The 18429-nt window shown below is 72.3% G+C and carries 14 protein-coding genes and 1 riboswitch; of the genes, 12 read left to right on the top strand and 2 right to left on the bottom strand.

The genetic code is table 11. From position 1 onward, the window contains the following. Positions 1-84 precede the first annotated feature (84 nt). On the bottom strand, positions 85-2418 hold the full coding sequence (locus AIF0345_RS05140) for a 6-phosphofructokinase (protein WP_043563473.1): 2334 nt from the start codon (positions 2416-2418) through the stop codon (positions 85-87). 354 nt (positions 2419-2772) lie between these two features. On the opposite strand from AIF0345_RS05140, the gene sucC reads away from it, so the two are divergent. From sucC to AIF0345_RS05200, 12 genes are all read left to right on the top strand, one after another. Then, positions 2773-3969: an ADP-forming succinate--CoA ligase subunit beta gene (sucC, locus tag AIF0345_RS05145; protein WP_285297520.1), complete on the top strand. Its 1197-nt coding sequence runs from the start codon at positions 2773-2775 to the stop codon at positions 3967-3969. Between the two features lie 3 nt (positions 3970-3972). Next, the gene (gene sucD, locus AIF0345_RS05150; RefSeq protein ID WP_285297521.1) at positions 3973-4923 is read left to right on the top strand and encodes a succinate--CoA ligase subunit alpha; all 951 of its coding nucleotides are present in this window, start codon (positions 3973-3975) and stop codon (positions 4921-4923) included. Continuing rightward, a complete protein-coding gene (locus tag AIF0345_RS05155; RefSeq protein WP_285297522.1) occupies positions 4920-6593 on the top strand; it encodes a cell division protein PerM in 1674 nt (557 codons plus the stop codon). The genes sucD and AIF0345_RS05155 overlap by 4 nt, the downstream gene beginning before the upstream one ends. Before the next feature lie 262 nt (positions 6594-6855). Next, positions 6856-8253 (top strand): GntT/GntP/DsdX family permease, encoded by a 1398-nt coding sequence (locus AIF0345_RS05160; RefSeq protein ID WP_285297523.1) that lies wholly within the window; start codon positions 6856-6858, stop codon positions 8251-8253. A gap of 92 nt (positions 8254-8345) precedes the next feature. Next, the gene (locus AIF0345_RS05165; protein WP_285297524.1) at positions 8346-9698 is read left to right on the top strand and encodes a D-serine ammonia-lyase; all 1353 of its coding nucleotides are present in this window, start codon (positions 8346-8348) and stop codon (positions 9696-9698) included. Positions 9699-9732: 34 nt separating this feature from the next. Continuing rightward, a complete protein-coding gene (locus AIF0345_RS05170) occupies positions 9733-10425 on the top strand; it encodes a helix-turn-helix transcriptional regulator (RefSeq protein ID WP_285297525.1) in 693 nt (230 codons plus the stop codon). Positions 10426-10431: 6 nt separating this feature from the next. Continuing rightward, positions 10432-10517, top strand: a riboswitch (ZMP/ZTP riboswitch). A 53-nt stretch (positions 10518-10570) separates the two neighbouring features. Beyond that, positions 10571-12343, top strand: a complete 1773-nt coding sequence (purH, locus tag AIF0345_RS05175; RefSeq protein ID WP_404976002.1) for a bifunctional phosphoribosylaminoimidazolecarboxamide formyltransferase/IMP cyclohydrolase — start codon at positions 10571-10573, stop codon at positions 12341-12343. Positions 12344-12425: 82 nt separating this feature from the next. Then, entirely contained in the window at positions 12426-12824 is a 399-nt protein-coding gene (locus tag AIF0345_RS05180) for a hypothetical protein (RefSeq protein WP_043563462.1), read from the top strand. Between the two features lie 156 nt (positions 12825-12980). Next, positions 12981-14303: a dicarboxylate/amino acid:cation symporter gene (locus tag AIF0345_RS05185; protein ID WP_285297892.1), complete on the top strand. Its 1323-nt coding sequence runs from the start codon at positions 12981-12983 to the stop codon at positions 14301-14303. Positions 14304-14492: 189 nt separating this feature from the next. Then, positions 14493-15482, top strand: a complete 990-nt coding sequence (locus tag AIF0345_RS05190) for a malate dehydrogenase (protein WP_268918566.1) — start codon at positions 14493-14495, stop codon at positions 15480-15482. 241 nt (positions 15483-15723) lie between these two features. Beyond that, complete coding sequence (locus AIF0345_RS05195) at positions 15724-16014, top strand: hypothetical protein (RefSeq protein ID WP_043563458.1); 291 nt, start codon at positions 15724-15726, stop codon at positions 16012-16014. A gap of 153 nt (positions 16015-16167) precedes the next feature. Further along, the gene (locus AIF0345_RS05200; RefSeq protein ID WP_043563456.1) at positions 16168-16530 is read left to right on the top strand and encodes a GntR family transcriptional regulator; all 363 of its coding nucleotides are present in this window, start codon (positions 16168-16170) and stop codon (positions 16528-16530) included. A 28-nt stretch (positions 16531-16558) separates the two neighbouring features. Here the strand turns inward: AIF0345_RS05200 and AIF0345_RS05205 are convergent, their stop codons facing one another. Further along, a complete protein-coding gene (locus AIF0345_RS05205) occupies positions 16559-18031 on the bottom strand; it encodes a hypothetical protein (protein WP_043563454.1) in 1473 nt (490 codons plus the stop codon). Between the last annotated feature and the right edge of the window lie 398 nt (positions 18032-18429).

An 18429-nucleotide genomic window follows, 5' to 3' on the forward strand; every position in this document is an offset into this window, starting at 1 on the left:
GGCGGCTCCTCATCGCGCGCCGAGGGCCGGGGGGCGCCGGGGCGGCAGGACGCGGCCCGTCCGGCAGCCGAGGGCGCCGGTGCCTCACTCCGGGGCCGCGGCCGCGGCGGCGCTCACTGACGCGCCGAAGTCGGGAACGTCCTCCAGGGGGATGGCGCCCGCGTTCTGACTGACCAGGGCGATGGCCTCGCGCAGGCCCATCCACCACTGGTGAAGGGGGCGGCGCGAGGACAGGTCCAGCTCGTCGTTCATGCGCTCCAGGCGGTGGTGGGTGATCCGCCCCTGCGTCAGGCCCACGTAGCTGGAGTGGTGGGTCCCCGCCTCCAGCTGGTCCGACAGCAGGCGAAGAGCGTGCGCCACGAGCTTGGTGGCCATAATGCGGTCGAAGGCGGACGGGTCCCCGCCCTGCTGCAGGTGGCCGATCGCGGCATGGCGCACGTCGTACAGGCCGCGGCCCTCCTGGGCGAAGATCTTGGCGAGCACGTCCAGGGTGTAGTTCTCGCTCGCCCTCTCGTTGCGGATCACCAGGTAGAGCTGGCGGCCCGAGCGGAAGGACTCCACCATGCGCGCCGAGTCCTTGGCCAGCTGGGCCAGTGTGAGGCCGTCCTCGTTGAGGTAGACGCGCTCGGCCCCGGTGGCGATGCCGCTCATGAGGGCGAGGTAGCCGCACTTGCGGCCCATCGACTCGGCCACGAAGCAGCGGTGCGAGGCGGCCGCCGACTGCTTGATCGAGTCCAGTGCGCCGACGGCGTTGTTCAGGGCCGTGTCGGCGCCGATGCTCAGCTCGCTGCCCGGCAGGTTGTTGTCGATCGAGGCGGGCACGCAGATGATTGGGATCTTGAAGGCGGGGTAGCGGTCCCGCTCCGTGACCAGCTTGTGGGCGGACAGGTAGGCGTTGAAGCCGCCGATAATGAGCAGGGCGTCGATCCTGTGGGACTCGATGGCGCGCCCCAGCGCGTAGAGCTGCTCGATGGTGGGGACCTCGCGCCGCGTGCCGAGCTGGGCGCCGCCGTCCCCGACCCAGCCCTCGACGTCGTCCCAGCTCAGCTCGCGCACCTCGCCGTCGAGAAGCCCGGGGAAGCCCCCGTAGACCCCGAGCATGGTGAAGTCGTGGTCCAGCCCCAGGCGCACCGCAGCCCGCGCCGCCGTGTTCATGCCGGGGGCGAGGCCGCCGGCATGGATGATGGCGACCCGCTTGGGCTCGGCGCCGGACTGCCCGTGCGAGGCGGCGACGTCGGGGTCGAGCTCGGGGGGAGTGGACATGGTCTCGAAGATCCGCAGCATCTCCCCGAAGCTCGCGCCGCGGGCGGCCACGGCCCCCTCGTAGTCCCCGCCGGCCACGAGGTCCTTGACCGCCCGCGTGGCACGGATCTGCTCCATCATGGGCAGGCGGGTGATGCGGTTGTGGCGCTCGGCGATAATGACCGGCTCGGAGTCCGGGGTGGCGGTGACCATCTCGTGGGCGGCCGCGCAGCCCAGCAGGGTCGACATCCACCGGTCGTAGGCGCTCGGCTTGCCTCCGCGCTGGACGTGGCCCAGGATCGTCACGCGCGCCTCCTCGCCCAGCTTCTCGGCCAGCACGCGCTTGACGTCGTCGGCGGAGATGCGGTTGCCGGACCGGTCGGTGGCGCCCTCGGCGACCACGACCATGGACTCGCGTCGCCCGGCCTCCCGGCCCTTGGCGAGCTTGCGGCACATGTCCTCCTCCCAGCCGCCGGCGGGCGGGAGCTCGGGCACCAGCACGTAGTCGCAGCCGCCGGCGACGGCGGCCATGAGCGCGAGGTAGCCGCAGTGGCGGCCCATGACCTCGACGATGAAGGTGCGCTGGTGGGAGGCGGCGGTGGAGGAGATGTCGTCGATCGCCTCGAGGATGCGGTGCAGGGCCGAGTCCGTGCCGATGGTCATGTCGGCCCCGACGAGGTCGTTGTCGATGCTGCCGACGATGCCGGTCACCATGAGCGCCGGATGGGCCGCGGCCGTCTCGGGGGGGATCTCGCCGCGCTCGACCAGCTCGGCGACGAGAGAGGGCCAGTTCGTGCGGAACACGTCGGTGCCGGTGAGAGAGCCGTCGCCGCCGATGACGACGAGGCGGTCGATGTCGTGCTCCAGCAGGTTGCGCGCCGCGGCCAGCTGCCCCTCGCGCTCGCGGAACTCCGCGGAGCGGGCGGTGCCGATGAGGGTGCCGCCGCGGTGGAGGATCGAGCCGACCGAGTCCCACTCGAGCGGACGGACGCTGTCGCCCCCGGCGACGGCGCCGGCCCAGCCCTCCATGACGGCGTAGGGCTGGGCGCCCATGCGCAGGGCGGCGCGGACGACGGCGCGCACGGCGGCGTTCATCCCCTGCGCGTCACCGCCAGACGTCAGAACACCGATCCTCACCGGTGCAGCAGTAGTGGTGGTGGCGGGCGCGGCGGTCATCGGTGTCCCTCTCTCGTGGTCCGGCTGGTCCGGTGCCCTCATTGTCCCCCGCCGGTGGGGCCTGCGTCACGCGGATGGCGGCGCTTTTCGTGCCGGTGCCGGCAGCCGGCCCGGGGCGCCCCGGATGCTGCAGTCGAGTCGCATCGGCTCTGCAGGCCCCATCATATTGATGACGCTGGAGCATGCGTGCTCGGCACGTTCGGCTGCGCCCCGGGCGGCGCGTCCTCGACGCGCAGGCGCGCCATGATCGCACGAAGGGGCGGACCGGGACGTTAGGCTCAGTCCGGGAGGCGCTGGCGGCCCGCCCGCCCGGCCGCCTCGAGCGGCTAGAAACGATCCTGAGAGGACGAGCGCATGGATCTGTACGAGTACCAGGCGCGGGAGCTGTTCCGCGAGCACGGGGTCCCCGTGCTGGGCGGAGCGGTCGCCACCACCCCTGAGCAGGCGCGCGAGGCCGCGGCGGAGCTCTTCGGCTCCGGCTCGTCGCTGGTGGTCGTCAAGGCCCAGGTCAAGACCGGCGGCCGCGGCAAGGCCGGCGGCGTCAAGCTCGCGCGCAGTGCGGCGGAGGCCGAGCGGCGCGCCGCCGAGATCCTCGGTATGGACATCAAGGGCCACACGGTGCGCACCGTCCTGATCGCCGACGGCGCCGATATCGAGGCCGAGTACTACTTCTCCGTCCTCCTGGACCGCGCCGAGCGCCGCTACCTGGCCATGTGCTCGCGCGAGGGCGGCATGGACATCGAGACCCTCGCCGCCGAGCGCCCCGAGGCGCTCGCCCGCATCGCCATCGACCCCCTGACCGGCCTGACCGACGACGTCGCCGCGAGCATCGTCGAGGCCGCGGGCTTCGAGCCCGGCCCCACCGCCGCCCGGATCGCCGAGGTCATCGTCCGCCTGTGGGAGGTCTTCACCGCCGAGGACGCCACCCTCGTGGAGGTCAACCCCCTCGTCCTGACCGCTGACGGCACCATCCTGGCCCTGGACGGCAAGGTCACGCTCGACGACAACGCCGCCTTCCGCCACCCCGGGCACGCCGCCTTCACGAGCACCGCCGAGGCCGACCCGCTCGAGACCCGCGCCAAGGACGCCGGCCTGAACTACGTCCGCCTGGCCGGCGAGGTAGGGGTGCTCGGCAACGGCGCCGGGCTGGTCATGTCCACCCTCGACGTCGTCGCCGGGGCCGGCGAGCGCCACGGCGGCATGCGCCCGGCCAACTTCCTGGACCTGGGGGGCGGCTCCTCGGCCGAGGACATGGCCACCGGCCTGGAGGTGGTCGCCTCCGACCCGCAGGTGCGCGCCATCCTCGTCAACGTCTTCGGCGGCATCACCTCCTGCGACACCGTCGCCACCGGCATCGTGACCGCGGTCGGCTCCCTGGAGGGCCTCGACAAGCCGATCGTCGTGCGCCTGGACGGCAACAGCGCAGCGGAGGCCCGCCGGATCCTCGCCGAGGCGGCCCTGCCGGGCGTCACCGTCGTCGAGACCATGGACGGCGCCGCCGACGCCGTCACCGCTATCGCCCACGACACCGACACCGCGCAGGGGGCCTGAGCCATGAGCATCTTCCTCACCGAGAACGATCGCGTCGTCGTCCAGGGCATGACCGGCTCCGAGGGCCGCAAGCACACCCGCCGCATGCTGTGCGCCGGCACGAGGGTCGTCGCCGGCGTCAACCCGCGCAGGGCCGGCACCGCCGTCGCCTTCGACGTCGCCCCCCTCGGCCCGGGAGCCGGGCCGCTGGGCGTGGTCGCGGGCACCGTCGAGATCCCGGTCCACGGCACCGTCGCCGAGGCCAGGGGGGCCACCGGCGCCGCCGTCTCCGTGATCTTCGTGCCCCCGGCCTTCGCAAAGGAGGCGATCATCGAGGCCGTCGACGCCGGCATGCGCCTGATCGTCGTCATCACAGAGGGCATCCCCGTGGCCGACGCGACCTACGCCCGCGCCTACGCCGCCGACCGCGGCGCGCAGATCATCGGCCCCAACTGCCCGGGCATCATCTCCCCGGGGCGCTCCAACGTCGGCATCACCCCGCCCGACATCACCGGCCCCGGCCCTATCGGCCTGGTCTCCAAGTCCGGCACGCTGACCTACCAGCTCATGCACGAGCTGCGCGACATCGGCTTCACCACCTGCATCGGCATCGGCGGCGACCCGGTGGTCGGCACCACCCACATCGACGCCCTGGCCGCCTTCGAGGCCGACCCTGACACGCACCTGGTGGTCATGATCGGGGAGATCGGGGGGGACGCCGAGGAGCGCGCCGCCGCTTACATCCGCTCCTCCATGACCAAGCCCGTGGTCGCCTACGTCGCCGGCTTCACCGCCCCGGAGGGAAGGACCATGGGTCACGCCGGTGCCATCGTCTCCGGCTCGTCCGGCACCGCCCGGGCCAAGAAGGCCGCTCTGGAGGCCGCGGGCGTGCACGTGGGGCGCACGCCCAGCGAGACCGCGGCCCTCGCCCGCGAGCTGTACAGGAAGACCGCCGGCGCGGCGGGGCAGATGTGAGCGCCGGCGACACCCAGGCGCGACGGGACCGGGTCGTCTCGGAGGCCGCCGGGACCGCCCGCGCCGGCTGGCTGCGCCGGGTGGTGCCCGCCGACTGGCCTTTCGCGGTGCGCGCGGGCGTGGAGTCGGTCCTGGCGGGCTGGCTGCTCGTGGTCGTCCCCACGCTGGCCGTCTTCGCCGCCACATCCTCCATGGACGCCGCCGCGGCGCTGTCCGTGGGCACCGCCCTGCGCACCGCCACCGGCCTGTGGGGCCTGGGCCTGGGCGGGCGGTGGGGGAGCGCGGCGAGCCCCGACGGCGCCGTCGGCCTGCCGCTGCTGGGCCTGACCATCATCCAGGCGCTCATCACCCGGTGGTCGGTACGCCGCTCGCGACTCGTCCGCCTGATGTCGGGGCTGTGGGCGGTCCTGACCGCGGTGGCGAGCGCGGCCCTCATCGCCGCGGCGTCGGACCCGGCGGGCTCGCGCCTGTGGACGGCGGTGCTGGGGCTCGGTGCACTGACGGCGCTCATCACCTTCGGCCACCTGCAGCGCGCCGGACGGGGCTGGGCGGGCATGGCCCGGTGGTGGGGGCGCCGCCCGCGCTGGGCGGACCCCGCCCTCGCTCTCGTGCGCAGCACGGCCCTGGCCGTCGCGGCACTGGTCGCCGTCGTCGCGGTGGCGGCCGTCATCACGGGCGCTGGGCGCGTCGGACGTCTTCACGACGCCCTGTCCGCCGGGGGGCTCGTGGCCTCCGCCGGGCTTGTCGTGCTGCAGGCCGGGTGGGCGCCGACCCTGCTCGTGTGGGCGCTGGCGTGGCTGGCCGGCCCCGGCTTCGCCGTGGGGACGGGCACCCTGTTCTCCCCCGACGTCGTCATCGCCGACGCCGTCCCCGTCATGCCCGTGCTGGGGCTGCTGCCCACCGCACCGCTGGGGGCCGTGGGCGTCTACCTGCCCATGGTCATCACGCTCGCCGCCATGGGCGCGGCCTGGCGCCGACGTCGAGAGCTCCTCGGGCTCGAGCTCAGCGAGGCCCTCCTGGCCGCCCTGGCCGCGACCCTCATCGTGACGCTCGGCTGCCTGGCCCTCGCCCTGGGGGCCTCCGGGCCGATCGGTCCCGGCAGGCTGGCCCGGGTCGGCCCGCACCCTGGGTACCTGTGCCTCTTCATCGCCCTGGAGGTCGGGGTCGGACTCGTCGCCGTCGCGGTCCTCACCCACCCCACCACCCACCACCGGCTGACCTCCCGCAGGGCGACGGCGGCCGCCGTCGCCTCCGCGCACGGTGCGCGCGAGCGGAGGCAGGACGAGGCCGAGCCTCCCCGGGACCGGTCCGCCGCCCGTGAGTCCCGCCGCGTCCGCGACGACGGCGAGGGCGCCAGCAGGACGGACGGGGCCGGCCGGGCCGAGACGGCCGAGGAAGGGAGAGGGGCGTCGACCGAGGCCGGGAACCGCCGTCGCGCGCAGGCCGGTGCGGGTCCGCGACGCGAGGCGAGGACGGGGCAGGTCCCGCCTCATCGGGCGAAGGCCGGCGCGGCGAGGCGCCGGGCCGCCGGCGGCGAGGCCGAGCCGGTAGCGACGACCAGGAAGATCCCCTCTCCCGGGGCGACCTTCACCGGCCCCGGGCGGAGCCCCTTCGCGGGGTGGCGCGAGCGGGCGCAGGCCGCCGACTCGGCCTCCGATCGGGAGGACTGAGACGCCCCGCGCGGCCGGGCCGCTACCGGGCGCTCCTGTGTGCGCTGGGACGGCGCCGGCGCGCGGAGAGGGGCGCCCCTCTCCGCGCGCCGATGACTGCTGACCGGCATCTGGGGCGGTACGTCCCGGCGCTTGACACACTTTTATCAGATAGATAATCTTCTATCACTTCGACCGGGGCGAGCCGTGCGCCAATGCGCGGCCACCGCCGGAGCGACGAGGCTCCGTTTATGAGCGTCCCCCAATTCTGCAAGGAACGTCTATGTCCGCACCGGCACTGATATGCGTACTCATTGTCGCCATCGCACTGATTGTGGTGCTGATCGTCAAGGTCAAGCTTCACCCCGCTCTCGCACTGACACTGGCCGCCTTCGGCGTCGGCATTGTGACCGGCACGCCTCTGGACGCCCTCGGCGACACGATCGAGGCCGGTGTGGGCGGGACGCTCGGCTTCCTGGCGCTGATCATCGGCTTCGGCTCGGTCCTCGGGAAGATGCTTGAGGTCTCCGGCGGCGCCGAGCGGATCGCCAACAGCCTCCTGCACTGGCTGGGGCGCGATCGAGCGACCTGGGTCATGATGCTCATCGGCTTCATCGCGGGAATCCCGGTCTTCGTGGAGGTCGGGTTCGTCCTTCTCGTGCCGCTCGTCTTCGTCATTGCCCGGCAGGCCAAGATCTCCGCCATCAAGGTCGCTGTCCCGCTGGTGACATCCCTCATGGTCGTGCACTGCATCGTGCCGCCGCACCCCGCGGCCACCGCGATCGCCGGCACCCTGGGCGCGGACGTCGGAAAGGTCATCGTCCTCGGCCTGCTCGTCGGCCTGCCCTGCGCCGCGGTCGGCGGTCCCGTGTTCTCGTACTTCGGCATCAGGGGCGCCGTCGCCACTCCCGTCACAGCGGGCAGGCTCGCCGCGGACGGCGAGGCGGGAGACGCGGAGGCTGAGGAGGCGGCTTCGGGGAGGCGCCCTGAGCAGGCTCCTGAGCCGGAGGGGAGCCTGCCCGGCTTCGGAATCACTCTCTTCACGATCCTGCTGCCCCTTCTCATCATGGTCGGGCGCACTGTCCTGGTGCAGGCGCTTCCCGAGAGCAGCGGAGCCCTGCCCGTCGTCAACCTCATCGGCAACCCGATCACCGCGCTGCTCATCGCGGTCTTCTTCGCCTACTGGTCGCTCGGTCTCAGGCGGGGTGCGGGAATGAGCGACCTGCTCGACCTGACCGACGGGTCCTTCGGGCCGATCGCGGGGATCCTTCTCATCATCGGTGCGGGCGGCGCCTTCAACGAGGTGCTCATCGCCTCCGGCATCGGCGACGGCATCGCCCGCCTTCTTTCGGCGCTGCCCGTGAGCCCGGTCATTCTCGCCTGGCTCATCGCCCTTCTCCTGCACTTCGCGGTCGGCTCCGCCACTGTCGCCATGATCAGTGCCGCTGGAATCGTCCTGCCGATGGTGACCAACGACCCGTCTCTGTCCCCCGAGGTCATGGCCATCGCCATCGGCGCCGGAGCGATCGGCCTCACGCAGGTCACCGACTCGCTGTTCTGGCTGGTCAAGGAGTACCTGGGCATGTCGGTCCAGCAGACCCTGCGCTCCCTCACCCTGGCCACGAGCTGCGCCTCCGTGGTCGGCCTCATCGGCACCCTTCTTCTCAGCCTGGTCGTCTGACCCGGCGCGCGGGCCGGCGCGTGCGCCGCCCGCCGCCCGCGACCGCTGAACCGATCACCAACGACATGCAGCAACACGAAAGGAATCCCGTCATGACTGACGCCCTCATCCACGGTCGCACCAGCGAGGAGTGGACGCAGGCCCTGCCGCTGATGAAGCCGTTGACAGCGATGACCGAGACCAGCTGGTTCAACCCCGACATCCTCGGCGCCGCCGACGGTCTCGCCGAGGTGGGTCTCACGCGCACGGACATCGAGGACGCCGCCGCGCGCCTGAAGCGCTTCGCCCCGTACCTGGCCACCGTCTTCCCCGACACGCGTGCGACCCTGGGCATTGTGGAGTCCCCGCTTGTCGCGGCTCCCGCGATGCAGGAGGTCATCGAGCGCGACGCCGGTCGCGCCATCCCCGGCCACCTCTGGCTCAAGCTGGATTCCGAGCTGCCGATATCCGGGTCGATCAAGGCGCGGGGCGGGATCTACGAGGTGCTCAAGCACGCCGAGGAGCTGGCCGTCTCGGCGGGCCGGATCAGCCTCGACGACGACTACGCGCTTCTCGCCCGGCCGGAGCTCACCGAGTTCTTCTCGGGCTACTCGGTCGCCGTGGGCTCCACCGGCAACCTGGGCCTGTCGATCGGCATTATGAGCGCCAGGCTGGGCTTCAAGGCCTCCGTCCACATGTCCTCCGATGCGCGGCAGTGGAAGAAGGACATGCTGCGCGCCCACGGCGTCGAGGTCGTCGAGTACGAGTCGGACTACTCCGAGGCGGTCAAGCGGGGGCGCGCGCAGGCGGAGGGGGACCCGACGTGCTACTTCGTGGACGACGAGAACTCCCGCAGCCTGTTCCTCGGCTACTCCGTCGCCGCCCACCGCCTGGCCGGCCAGCTCCAGGCGCTCGACGTCACGGTCGACGACCGGCATCCGCTCATCGTCTACCTGCCCTGCGGGGTCGGCGGGGGGCCCGGAGGCGTCGCCTTCGGGCTCAAGGCCGAGTTCGGCGACGCGGTCCGCGTCGTCTTCGCCGAGCCGACCCACTGCCCGTCGATGTTCCTGGGCGTCTACACCGGCCTTCACGACGCCATGAGCGTGCAGGACTTCGGCATTGACAATGTCACCGCCGCGGACGGGCTGGCCTGCGGGCGCCCCTCGGGCTTCGTCGGTCAGGCCATGCAGCACCTCATCGACGGGTTCGTCACCGTCGACGACGATCACCTCTACACCCTGCTGGCGCAGCTGCACGAGTCGGAGAGGATCGACATCGAGCCCTCCTCGACTGCGGGTCTTGTGGGGCCGGCGCGCGTCGTCGAGGACGCGGAGTACCGGGCCCGGCTCGGTCTGGATGATGAGACCCTCGCCCGTGCGACCCACATCGCCTGGGCCACAGGTGGCAGTATGGTGCCGCGCCCCGAGATGGGGGAGTACGTGCGCAGGGGCTCCGGGCTGCTCTGACCCGCTGGCCGACGGATGACATGGAGGGATGCGGATGCGAGACGACAGCGAGATCATCGCCTCCTACATCCCGCTCGTCTCCTTCCTCGGCGAGGTCGTGGGGCGCAACACCGAGGTCGTGCTTCACGACCTGGCCGACATCGACGCCTCCGTCGTGGCGATCGTCAACGGCGAGGTCTCCGGACGCACCATCGGCTCGCCCGCCACCGACCTCGTGCTGCGCGAGCTCGAGGAGGACTCCGGCGAGCAGGTTCCCTACCGGGTCCACTACACCGCGCAGGCCGGGGGACGGACGCTCGCCTCCTCCTCGTTCTTCATACGCCGCGACGGCCGACTCATCGGGATGCTCTGCGTCAACACCGACCACACTCTCATGAGGCGGCTGGAGTCGCTGGTTGCCGAGGTCTCCGGGCTCTTCCCCGGCGCCGCCGACGCGGGCGCGCCTGTGAGCCGGGAGACCCTCGTGTCCTCCATCGACGGCATGGCGGCCGAGGCGATCGACGACGTCGCCCGCCGGCGGGGCACGAGCCGGGACCGCTTCAAGCCCGAGGAGAGGCTCGAGGTCGTCGCGGGCCTGCACGCCCAGGGCTTCTTCCAGTTCAAGGGCAGCATTCCCGTGCTCGCCTCGGCTCTCGGGGTCTCCGAGCCGACCGTCTACCGCTACGTGCAGTCCGCGCGGTCGCGGGAGAACGACGCCGGGGAGAAGCGGGCGGGCGCAAGCGGCTAGACTGCGACCGGTCGCGACTGGCGAGGGTGGGGCACCACCGGGGAGCGGCCACCGATCACGAGCAGGGGACGTCGCCCGCCTGGGCGTCCCCGCACCGATCGCACCAGGAGCGCCAGTGACCACACAGCCCCAGCCGGCCGTCCCCATCCAGAACGTCCCCGCCGAGGGACCGGCCGCCCCGGAGCGGGTTCCCGTGCGCCGGGCCCTGATCTCCGTCTACGACAAGACCGGACTGGTCGAGCTGGCCGCCGCCCTCGTCGACGCCGGTGCCGAGATCATCTCCACCGGCTCCACCGCCGCCGCCATCGCCGGCGCGGGCCTGCCGGTCACCCCCGTCGAGGACGTCACCGGCTTCCCCGAGTGCCTTCAGGGACGGGTCAAGACCCTGCACCCGGCCATCCATGCCGGGATCCTCGCCGACCGCCGCAAGGCCGAGCACATGAGCCGGATCGCGGAGCTGGGCACGGCCCCCATCGACCTCGTCGTGGTCAACCTCTACCCCTTCCGCGCCACCGTTCGCTCGGGCGCCTCCTTCGACGCCTGCGTCGAGCAGATCGACATCGGCGGGCCCGCCATGGTGCGCGCCGCTGCCAAGAACCACTCCGGCGTCGCCGTGGTCACCGACCCCGCCGTCTACGGCGAGGTCGCCGCGGCCGTGCGCTCCGGCGGCTTCACCCCGGCCCGGCGCCGCGCCCTGGCCGCGCGGGCCTTCGCGCGCACCGCCGCCTACGACGCCGCCGTCGCCACCTGGATGGCCGAGCAGATCGAGAACGACGCCGCTGCAGGTGCGGCGGGCGCGGCGGATGGTACGGCGGACGTCGCCGCGGATGCCTCAGCAGCAGCGCCCGAGGCCGCCGGCTCCGCCCCGCCCGCCTACGTCGGCGTCGGCTACGAGCGCCTGGCGCACCTGCGCTACGGGGAGAACCCGCACCAGCGCGCCGCCGTCTACCGCGCCCCGGACGAGACCGGGGGAGTGGCCGGGGCCCGCCAGCTGCACGGCAGGACCATGAGCTACAACAACTACACCGACACCGACGCCGCCCTGCGGGCGGTCTACGACCACGGCGACGGCACGGACGGCGCCGCCGCGGTCGCCGTCGTCAAGCACGCCAACCCCTGCGGCATCGCCGTCTCCGCCGCAGGCGACGTCGCCGAGGCGCACCGCCGCGCCCACGCCTGCGACCCCGTGTCCGCCTACGGCGGCGTCATCGCCGCCAACGCCGCCGTCACCGCGGCGATGGCCCGCCAGATCAGGCCTATCTTCACTGAGGTCGTCGCGGCCCCGGCCTTCGAGGAGGAGGCCGTGAAGATCCTGTCGGCCAAGAAGAACCTGCGCCTGCTCGTCGTCGAGCCGCCCGAGCGGGAGGGCTACGAGATCAAGCAGGTCTCCGGCGGCGCCGTCATCCAGGAGCGGGACACCTACCAGGCCTGCGGCGACGACCCCGCCGCCTGGCGGCTCGTCGCCGGCCCGGCCGCCGACGGGGCGGCCCTCGCCGACCTGCGCTTCGCCTGGCGGGCCATCCGCTCGGTGCGCTCCAACGCCATCCTGCTGGCCAGGGACGGGGCGACCGTGGGCGTCGGCATGGGGCAGGTCAACCGGGTCGACTCCTGCAGGCTGGCCGTCGAGCGCGCCAACACCCTGGGGCTCCGCTCCACCGGCGACGCCGCCCCGCAGGCTCCCGAGAGGGGCGACGCCGCCGCGGTCCTCCGGGCCGTGCCGCCCGAGCGCGCCCGCGGCGCCGTGGCCGCCTCGGACGCCTTCTTCCCCTTCGCCGACGGCCTCCAGGTCCTCATCGACGCCGGCGTGACCGCCGTCGTCCAGCCCGGCGGATCCATCCGCGACGACGAGGTCATCGCCGCCGCCCGGGCGGCCGGCGTCACCATGTACCTCACCGGCTCCCGCCACTTCGCCCACTGACGGCCCCCGGCGCCCCGCGGCGCCTCCGGGGCGGCAGCACGGTGCCCGGTCGCCGCCTGCCGCCCCGGCGTCGCCCGCTACGATGACGGCCGTGAGCCAGGACCAGAACACGCGGCGGACCGCCGATGCGCACTCGCCGGCGGGCAGGCCGCAGATCTCGGCCGAGGACGCCTGGACCAGGGCGGGGCTTCCCGTCGCCCGACCGCCCGCCAAGCACAAGGAGCCCTACCGGACCCTGGCGGTCCTCGCGGTGGCGGTCGGCCTGGCGGCGGTGCCCGTGATCTCCCTGCTGGGTCACCGGCGCCTGGCCATTGTGTGGCTCGGCATCGGCGTGCTGCTGGTCTCGCTGCTGCGCCTGCAGCGGCCCGATGGCACCTGGATGGCCGCGCGCGGGCGCCTCTTCGACGTCGTCTTCGGGATCATCCTCGCGCTGGCGCTGCTCGCCCTGACCTACTACGCGGACCTGCCGCGGGTCGTGTGAGGCCGCAGGCGCCGAGCCGGACGGCGCCTGCGGGCGGACCAGTCCGCGAAACGGGGACGGCCCGAAAATGCTCCTGTGGCATGCTGCGGCGCAGCAGGGCGGTACCCCACCGCCTGCACCCGCCCGAAAGGCAGTTCCGTGTCACATCTCCGCAAGATGCTCTCGGCCGGCGGCATCCTCGTATGGGTGCTCCTCGCCATTGTCCTCGCCCTGGCCCTGGGCAGTATCAGGATCGGCGGGGGCCCGCTCATCCCGCAGGCCCTGGGGCGCGTCTTCGCGACGTTCTCCGGGCTGTTCAGCCAGTTCCTGTCCTTCGCCATCCCGCTGATCATCATCGGCCTGGTGACGCCGGCGATCGCCGACCTCGGCAGGGGCGCCGGCAAGTGGCTCGGCATCACGACGGCGATCGCCTACGGCTCCACGCTCTTCTCGGGATTCCTGACCTACATCGTGTGCACGGCGCTCCTACCGCGTCTGCTGGCGGGCACGGCCCTGTCGGAGGTCAAGGAGCCCGGCAGCGCGCTGGAGTCCTACTTCAGCATTGAGATGCCGGCGCCCGTGCCCGTCATGACGGCCCTGCTGCTGTCCTTCGTCCTCGGCATCGGCCTGTCGATGGTGCCGCGCGGCGTCCTGCGCAAGGGCTTCATCGAGTTCCGCGCCATCATCACCAGGCTCATTGAGCGGATCATCATTCCGCTGCTGCCGCTGCACATCTTCGGCATCTTCCTCAACCTCACCTACACGGGCGAGGCCTGGTCCGTCATGCACGCCCTGCTGCGGGTCGTGGTCGTCGTCCTCGTCCTGGAGATCGTCATCCTCGGCGCCCAGTACATCACGGCCGGCATTGTCGGCTCCAGGAACCCGGCCAGGGCGCTGGCCACCATGATGCCCGCCTACCTGACGGCGCTGGGCACATCCTCCTCGGCCGCGACCATCCCCGTGACGCTGGCCCAGACCAGGAGGAACGGCGTGTCGGACGCCGTCGCCTCCTTCACCGTCCCGCTGTGCGCCACCATCCACCTGGCCGGCTCGACATCGAAGATCTTCGCCTTCGCCTTCGCGATCGTGCTCACCCAGGGCCTGACCGTCTCGACCGTGCAGTGGGTCGGCTTCATCTTCATGCTCGGCATCACCATGGTCGCCGCTCCGGGGGTGCCCGGCGGCGCCATTATGGCGGCCACGGGCCTGCTGTCGTCCATGCTCGGCTTCGACGACGCCCAGATCGCCCTCATGATCGCCACCTACATCGCCATGGACTCCTTCGGCACCGCCACCAACGTCACCGGCGACGGCGCCATCGCGATCGTCGTCGACCGCCTCGCCGGCGGACAGATCGGGGACGACGGCGACCCGGAGAACGCCCGCGAGCTCTCCTTCGACGGCATGAGGTACCTCGACCGCGTCAGCGTCGAGGGCGTCGTGAGCCCCGAGGACCTGGCCGGATCCACGGGGGCGGCCGGATCCGGCGCCGCGAGCTGAGGGCGGCCCGGCCCCGGCGCGGCGGGCAGGGGCCGGGCCGCCCGGCGTCGGCACGCGGACCCGTATGACCGGGATTACATGGGCGGCGAAACCATCGTCCGGGTCATCACCGGTCCGCCACCGTAGGCTCGTGCCGTGGGCTGCGCCGCTCGCGGCCCGAGTGACACCTCATCCTCTAAGGAGTCTCCTATGGCCAACGCGCCCATTAACATCGCCGTCACCGGTGCGGCAGGAAACATCGGCTACGCCCTGCTCTTCCGCATCGCCTCCGGCGCCCTGCTCGGCTCCGACCAGCGCGTCAACCTGCGCCTGCTCGAGATCCCGCAGGCCGTCAAGGCCGCCGAGGGCACCGCCATGGAGCTGTTCGACTCCGCCTTCCCGACCCTGGGCAGCGTCGACATCTTCGACGACCCGAAGCAGGCCTTCGAGGGAGCCAACATCGCCTTCCTCGTCGGCTCCATGCCGCGCAGGGCCGGCATGGAGCGCAGCGACCTGCTGTCCGCCAACGGCGGCATCTTCGGCCCCCAGGGCGAGGCGCTGAACGCCGGTGCCGCCGACGACATCAAGGTCCTCGTCGTCGGCAACCCGGCCAACACCAACGCGCTCATCGCCGCCTCCCACGCCAAGGACATCCCGGCCTCCCGCTTCACCGCGATGACCCGCCTGGACCACAACCGCGCTCTGGCCCAGCTGGCCGCCAAGGCAGGCTGCCACGTCACCGACCTCGACAAGGTGACCGTCTGGGGCAACCACTCCTCGACCCAGTACCCCGACATCACGCAGGCCACGGTCAAGGGCGCCCCGATCACGGACATCCTCGCCGACCGCGCCTGGGTCGAGAAGGACTTCATCCCGACCGTCGCCAAGCGCGGCGCCGCCATTATCGCCGCGCGGGGCGCCTCCTCAGCCGCCTCCGCCGCCTCTGCCGCCATCGACCACGTCCGCGACTGGTGCCTGGGTGTCAAGGGCTATTCCTGGACCTCGGCCTCGGTCATGTCGGACGGCTCCTACGGCGTGCCCGAGGGGATTATCTCCTCCTTCCCCTGCGTCTCCGAAGGCGGGCAGTGGACGATCGTCGAGGGCCTGGAGATCGACGAGTTCTCCCGCACCCAGATCGACGCCTCCGTGGGCGAGCTCCTGGGCGAGAAGAAGACCGTCGCTGAGATGGGCCTGGTCTGACGGTCCCGAACGGGGCGGGCGCCGCCCTGCGCCGGTAGCTCGCTCGGCCGTCGGGGCGGCCGGGCGGGCTGCGCCCCCGGCCGCGGGGCCGACCGCCCCGACGTCGTCGTGAACGCGAAGAAGGCTCTCCCGGGGGCTGCGCCCTCCCGGGAGAGCCTTGCGTCGGTCCGGCTGCGGAACCCGGGCTGCCCGCACGACGTCGGCCGGGTGCGGCGGGGTCGGACTCGGATAGGGTCGGGCCATGGCACGACGCAGCTCCAAACGTCCCTATCGCGCCGGGCACCGTCCGCTCGACCCGGGGCGACTGGGCGCCATGCCGCGTACCCAGGTCGGCCCGGGAGGCGCCGACTTCACCGTGCGTCGCCTGCGCGGCAGCGACAAGCCCTACACCTGCCCCGGCTGCAATCGGAGCATCGCGCCGGGCACGCCGCACGTCGTCGCCTGGTCGAATGAGTCCCTCTTCGGGCCCGATCGCGGCCTGGAGGAGCGTCGTCACTGGCATACGGCCTGCTGGGAGCGCCGCCTGTGGTAGGCGCCTCACGAGGGCTCCGCCGGGCACCGTCACGGCAGAACAAGGAACTGCGGGGTCCCGAACGGCGGGGCTGGTTGACTTCAGCCGGACTTACTGACAACTTATGACCTGTCTCAGGATGCGGAAGCCAGTGATGAGGCGCACACTAGGAACATGGCCGTCCCTATCCGCCTGCGCATCACTTTGGACCCGGACTCCTCGGAGCCGGTCTTCGCACAGATCTGCTCCGCGATCCGTGTCGATGTCACCTCGGGCCGGCTGACCGCTGGGGTGCGTCTGCCGACCACGCGCGCCCTGGCGGCCGAGCTCGACGTCGCCGTCAACACGGTCGCCAAGGCATATCGCGAGCTGGAGCTCGAGGGAGTCGTCGAGGGGCGCGGCCGCCACGGCACCTATGTCATGGACCTCGCCGACACCGCTGCCGAGCGGGAGACCATGCGCTTCGTGACGACCATGCGCAACCTGGGCATGACTCGCGAGGAGACGCTGGCCCTTGTCCGCCGCGCCTGGTCGTGACGCGGCGGACAAGGGCCGCCGGCTCGGCTCAGCGGCGCTTGCGGCCGCCCATACCCATCAGGTCCTCCTGAAGGGACCTGGAGTCATCGCCGTCGGCGCTCGCCTCGGGGGAGCCTGCGCTCTGTGAGGACTCGGGGGAGCCGGCACTGCCCGCGCTGCCCGGGGTCACGTCGGACAGGCCGGCGGCCTGCGGGACGCCGGTTGCCAGCGCAGCGCTGATGACGTCGGAGAACTCCGGGGCCTGCGGCATGACATTGCCGAGCACGCTGCGCATCTCCTCGAGGTAGCTGGCGACCGAGTCGCGCTGCCGCTCGAGCTCCTTGATCTGGCGCATCATGGAGGTCTTCTCGACCTCGGCGTCGGCGCGGGCGTCCTCGAGCAGGGCGGTTGCCTCGAGGCGAGCCTGGTTCAGGGTGTCCTCGGCCAGGCGCGTGGCCTCCTCCTGGCGGGAGCGGAGGGTGTCGTCCACCTCGGAGCGGACGGCCTCCGCACGGGCGAGGGCCTCCTCAAGCCGGGCCTCGGCCTGCGCGGCCTGCTCCTGCGCCTGCTGGTTCATCTCCTCGATGTGCTGACGCGCGGCCTCGTGGGCGGCCGAGTCCTCCTCGGCCGCCGTCTCGTGCGCCGCGGCGATCTCGAGAAGCGCCTGCTGGCGCAGCTCCGTGGCCTCCGACCGGGCGGCCTCGGCCTCGGCCGTGCTCGTGCGCCGCAGCGCCTCCGCCTCGCTGCGAGCGGCGGACAGCAGGGAGTCGGCCTCGGCGCGCGCCTTGTCCACCGTGATGCGGGCCTCCTCGGCGGCGGTCGCCGTCACCGAGTCGGCCTGGTCCTGTGAGGAGCGCCGCAGCGCGTCGGCCTCGGACTCCGCCGCCTCCCTGGTCTCGCTCGCCTCGCGCTCTGCGGTCACGGTGAGCTCGGCGGCGGACTTCTTGGCCGCGGCCACCGTCAGCTGCGCCTCGCGATCGGCCGACGACCGGGCCTCGGTCGCACTGGCCTTGGCCTCGGAGACGATCTGGTCCGCCTTGCGCTGCGCGGAGGCGACGAGCTCGTCGGCCCGGGCCTGGGCGTTGGCCAGGATGGTGGATGACTCGGCCTCGCTGTGGGATCGCAGCTCGGCGGCCTCCCGTCGAGCGTCGGCGACCATGGTGGCGGCCTCGGAGGAGCTGCGCTCGGACAGGTGGGCGGCGTTGGCGCGCGTACGTGCCAGGAGCGCGTCGGCCTCGGCATTGGCCTTGGAGAGCACCGACGTGCTCTGCTCCTCGGCGCTGCGCAGCAGCTGCTCGATGCGCGAGCCGAGCCCGGCGTAAGTAGGCTTGTCCGCCTCGCGCAGGCGACGCTGAGCATCGGCAAGCTCGCCGGCGAGCGTCATAGCCCGCTGATCGAGACTGGCGACCTCACGTTTGGCATCTCCCAGCTGGCGGGATAGCGCCTTGATGCGTTGGTCGACCTGGGTACGGTCGTACCCGCGCATGGTGATGGCGAACTCCTCAGAAGACCCCTCGGCCACGTCACTCCTCCTTCTGGCGGGCCGCCACGGCCCGCTGTCACCCAATCGTAGCCATGAGGGTATCGCTCGCGCCTAGGTCCTGAGGACTTGATGGTGGGCGAATTATGCTTCGTTGGCGAAGAGAATCCGGTGCGACACGCCGGGGAGACGGCTCCTGCGCCGAAGGGACGGGAGTTCGCGGGGCGGCGTCGGCCCACAGCGCCCGCGATTTCCCCCCGACTTTGAGGAAGGTCACGTCGCGAGCCGGCGGCCGCCGAGCGCGATCGTCGTCGGCGGCCTGTCGCTGCGCCGGGTCGGCGCCGATACTCCGCCTACGACGCCGGTGCGGCATCGTAGGGGCGGGCCAGACCCGGACGCCGTCAGCCGCTGTCAGTCGCTGTCAGTCGCGGCTAGACGCT

This window comes from Actinomyces israelii (assembly GCF_030253495.1).
Lineage (GTDB): Bacteria > Actinomycetota > Actinomycetes > Actinomycetales > Actinomycetaceae > Actinomyces > Actinomyces israelii.

What these genes read in the sequence shown, in the direction of transcription:
- sucC (WP_285297520.1), top strand. Translation starts at nt 2,773, where the DNA reads ATGGATCTGTACGAGTACCAGGCGCGGGAGCTGTTCCGCGAGCACGGG.
- AIF0345_RS05165 (WP_285297524.1), top strand. Translation starts at nt 8,346, where the DNA reads ATGACTGACGCCCTCATCCACGGTCGCACCAGCGAGGAGTGGACGCAG.
- AIF0345_RS05195 (WP_043563458.1), top strand. Translation starts at nt 15,724, where the DNA reads ATGGCACGACGCAGCTCCAAACGTCCCTATCGCGCCGGGCACCGTCCG.
- AIF0345_RS05190 (WP_268918566.1), top strand. Translation starts at nt 14,493, where the DNA reads ATGGCCAACGCGCCCATTAACATCGCCGTCACCGGTGCGGCAGGAAAC.
- sucD (WP_285297521.1), top strand. Translation starts at nt 3,973, where the DNA reads ATGAGCATCTTCCTCACCGAGAACGATCGCGTCGTCGTCCAGGGCATG.
- AIF0345_RS05140 (WP_043563473.1), bottom strand. Translation starts at nt 2,418, where the DNA reads ATGACCGCCGCGCCCGCCACCACCACTACTGCTGCACCGGTGAGGATC.
- AIF0345_RS05160 (WP_285297523.1), top strand. Translation starts at nt 6,856, where the DNA reads ATGTCCGCACCGGCACTGATATGCGTACTCATTGTCGCCATCGCACTG.
- AIF0345_RS05200 (WP_043563456.1), top strand. Translation starts at nt 16,168, where the DNA reads ATGGCCGTCCCTATCCGCCTGCGCATCACTTTGGACCCGGACTCCTCG.
- AIF0345_RS05180 (WP_043563462.1), top strand. Translation starts at nt 12,426, where the DNA reads ATGACGGCCGTGAGCCAGGACCAGAACACGCGGCGGACCGCCGATGCG.
- AIF0345_RS05170 (WP_285297525.1), top strand. Translation starts at nt 9,733, where the DNA reads ATGCGAGACGACAGCGAGATCATCGCCTCCTACATCCCGCTCGTCTCC.
- AIF0345_RS05185 (WP_285297892.1), top strand. Translation starts at nt 12,981, where the DNA reads ATGCTCTCGGCCGGCGGCATCCTCGTATGGGTGCTCCTCGCCATTGTC.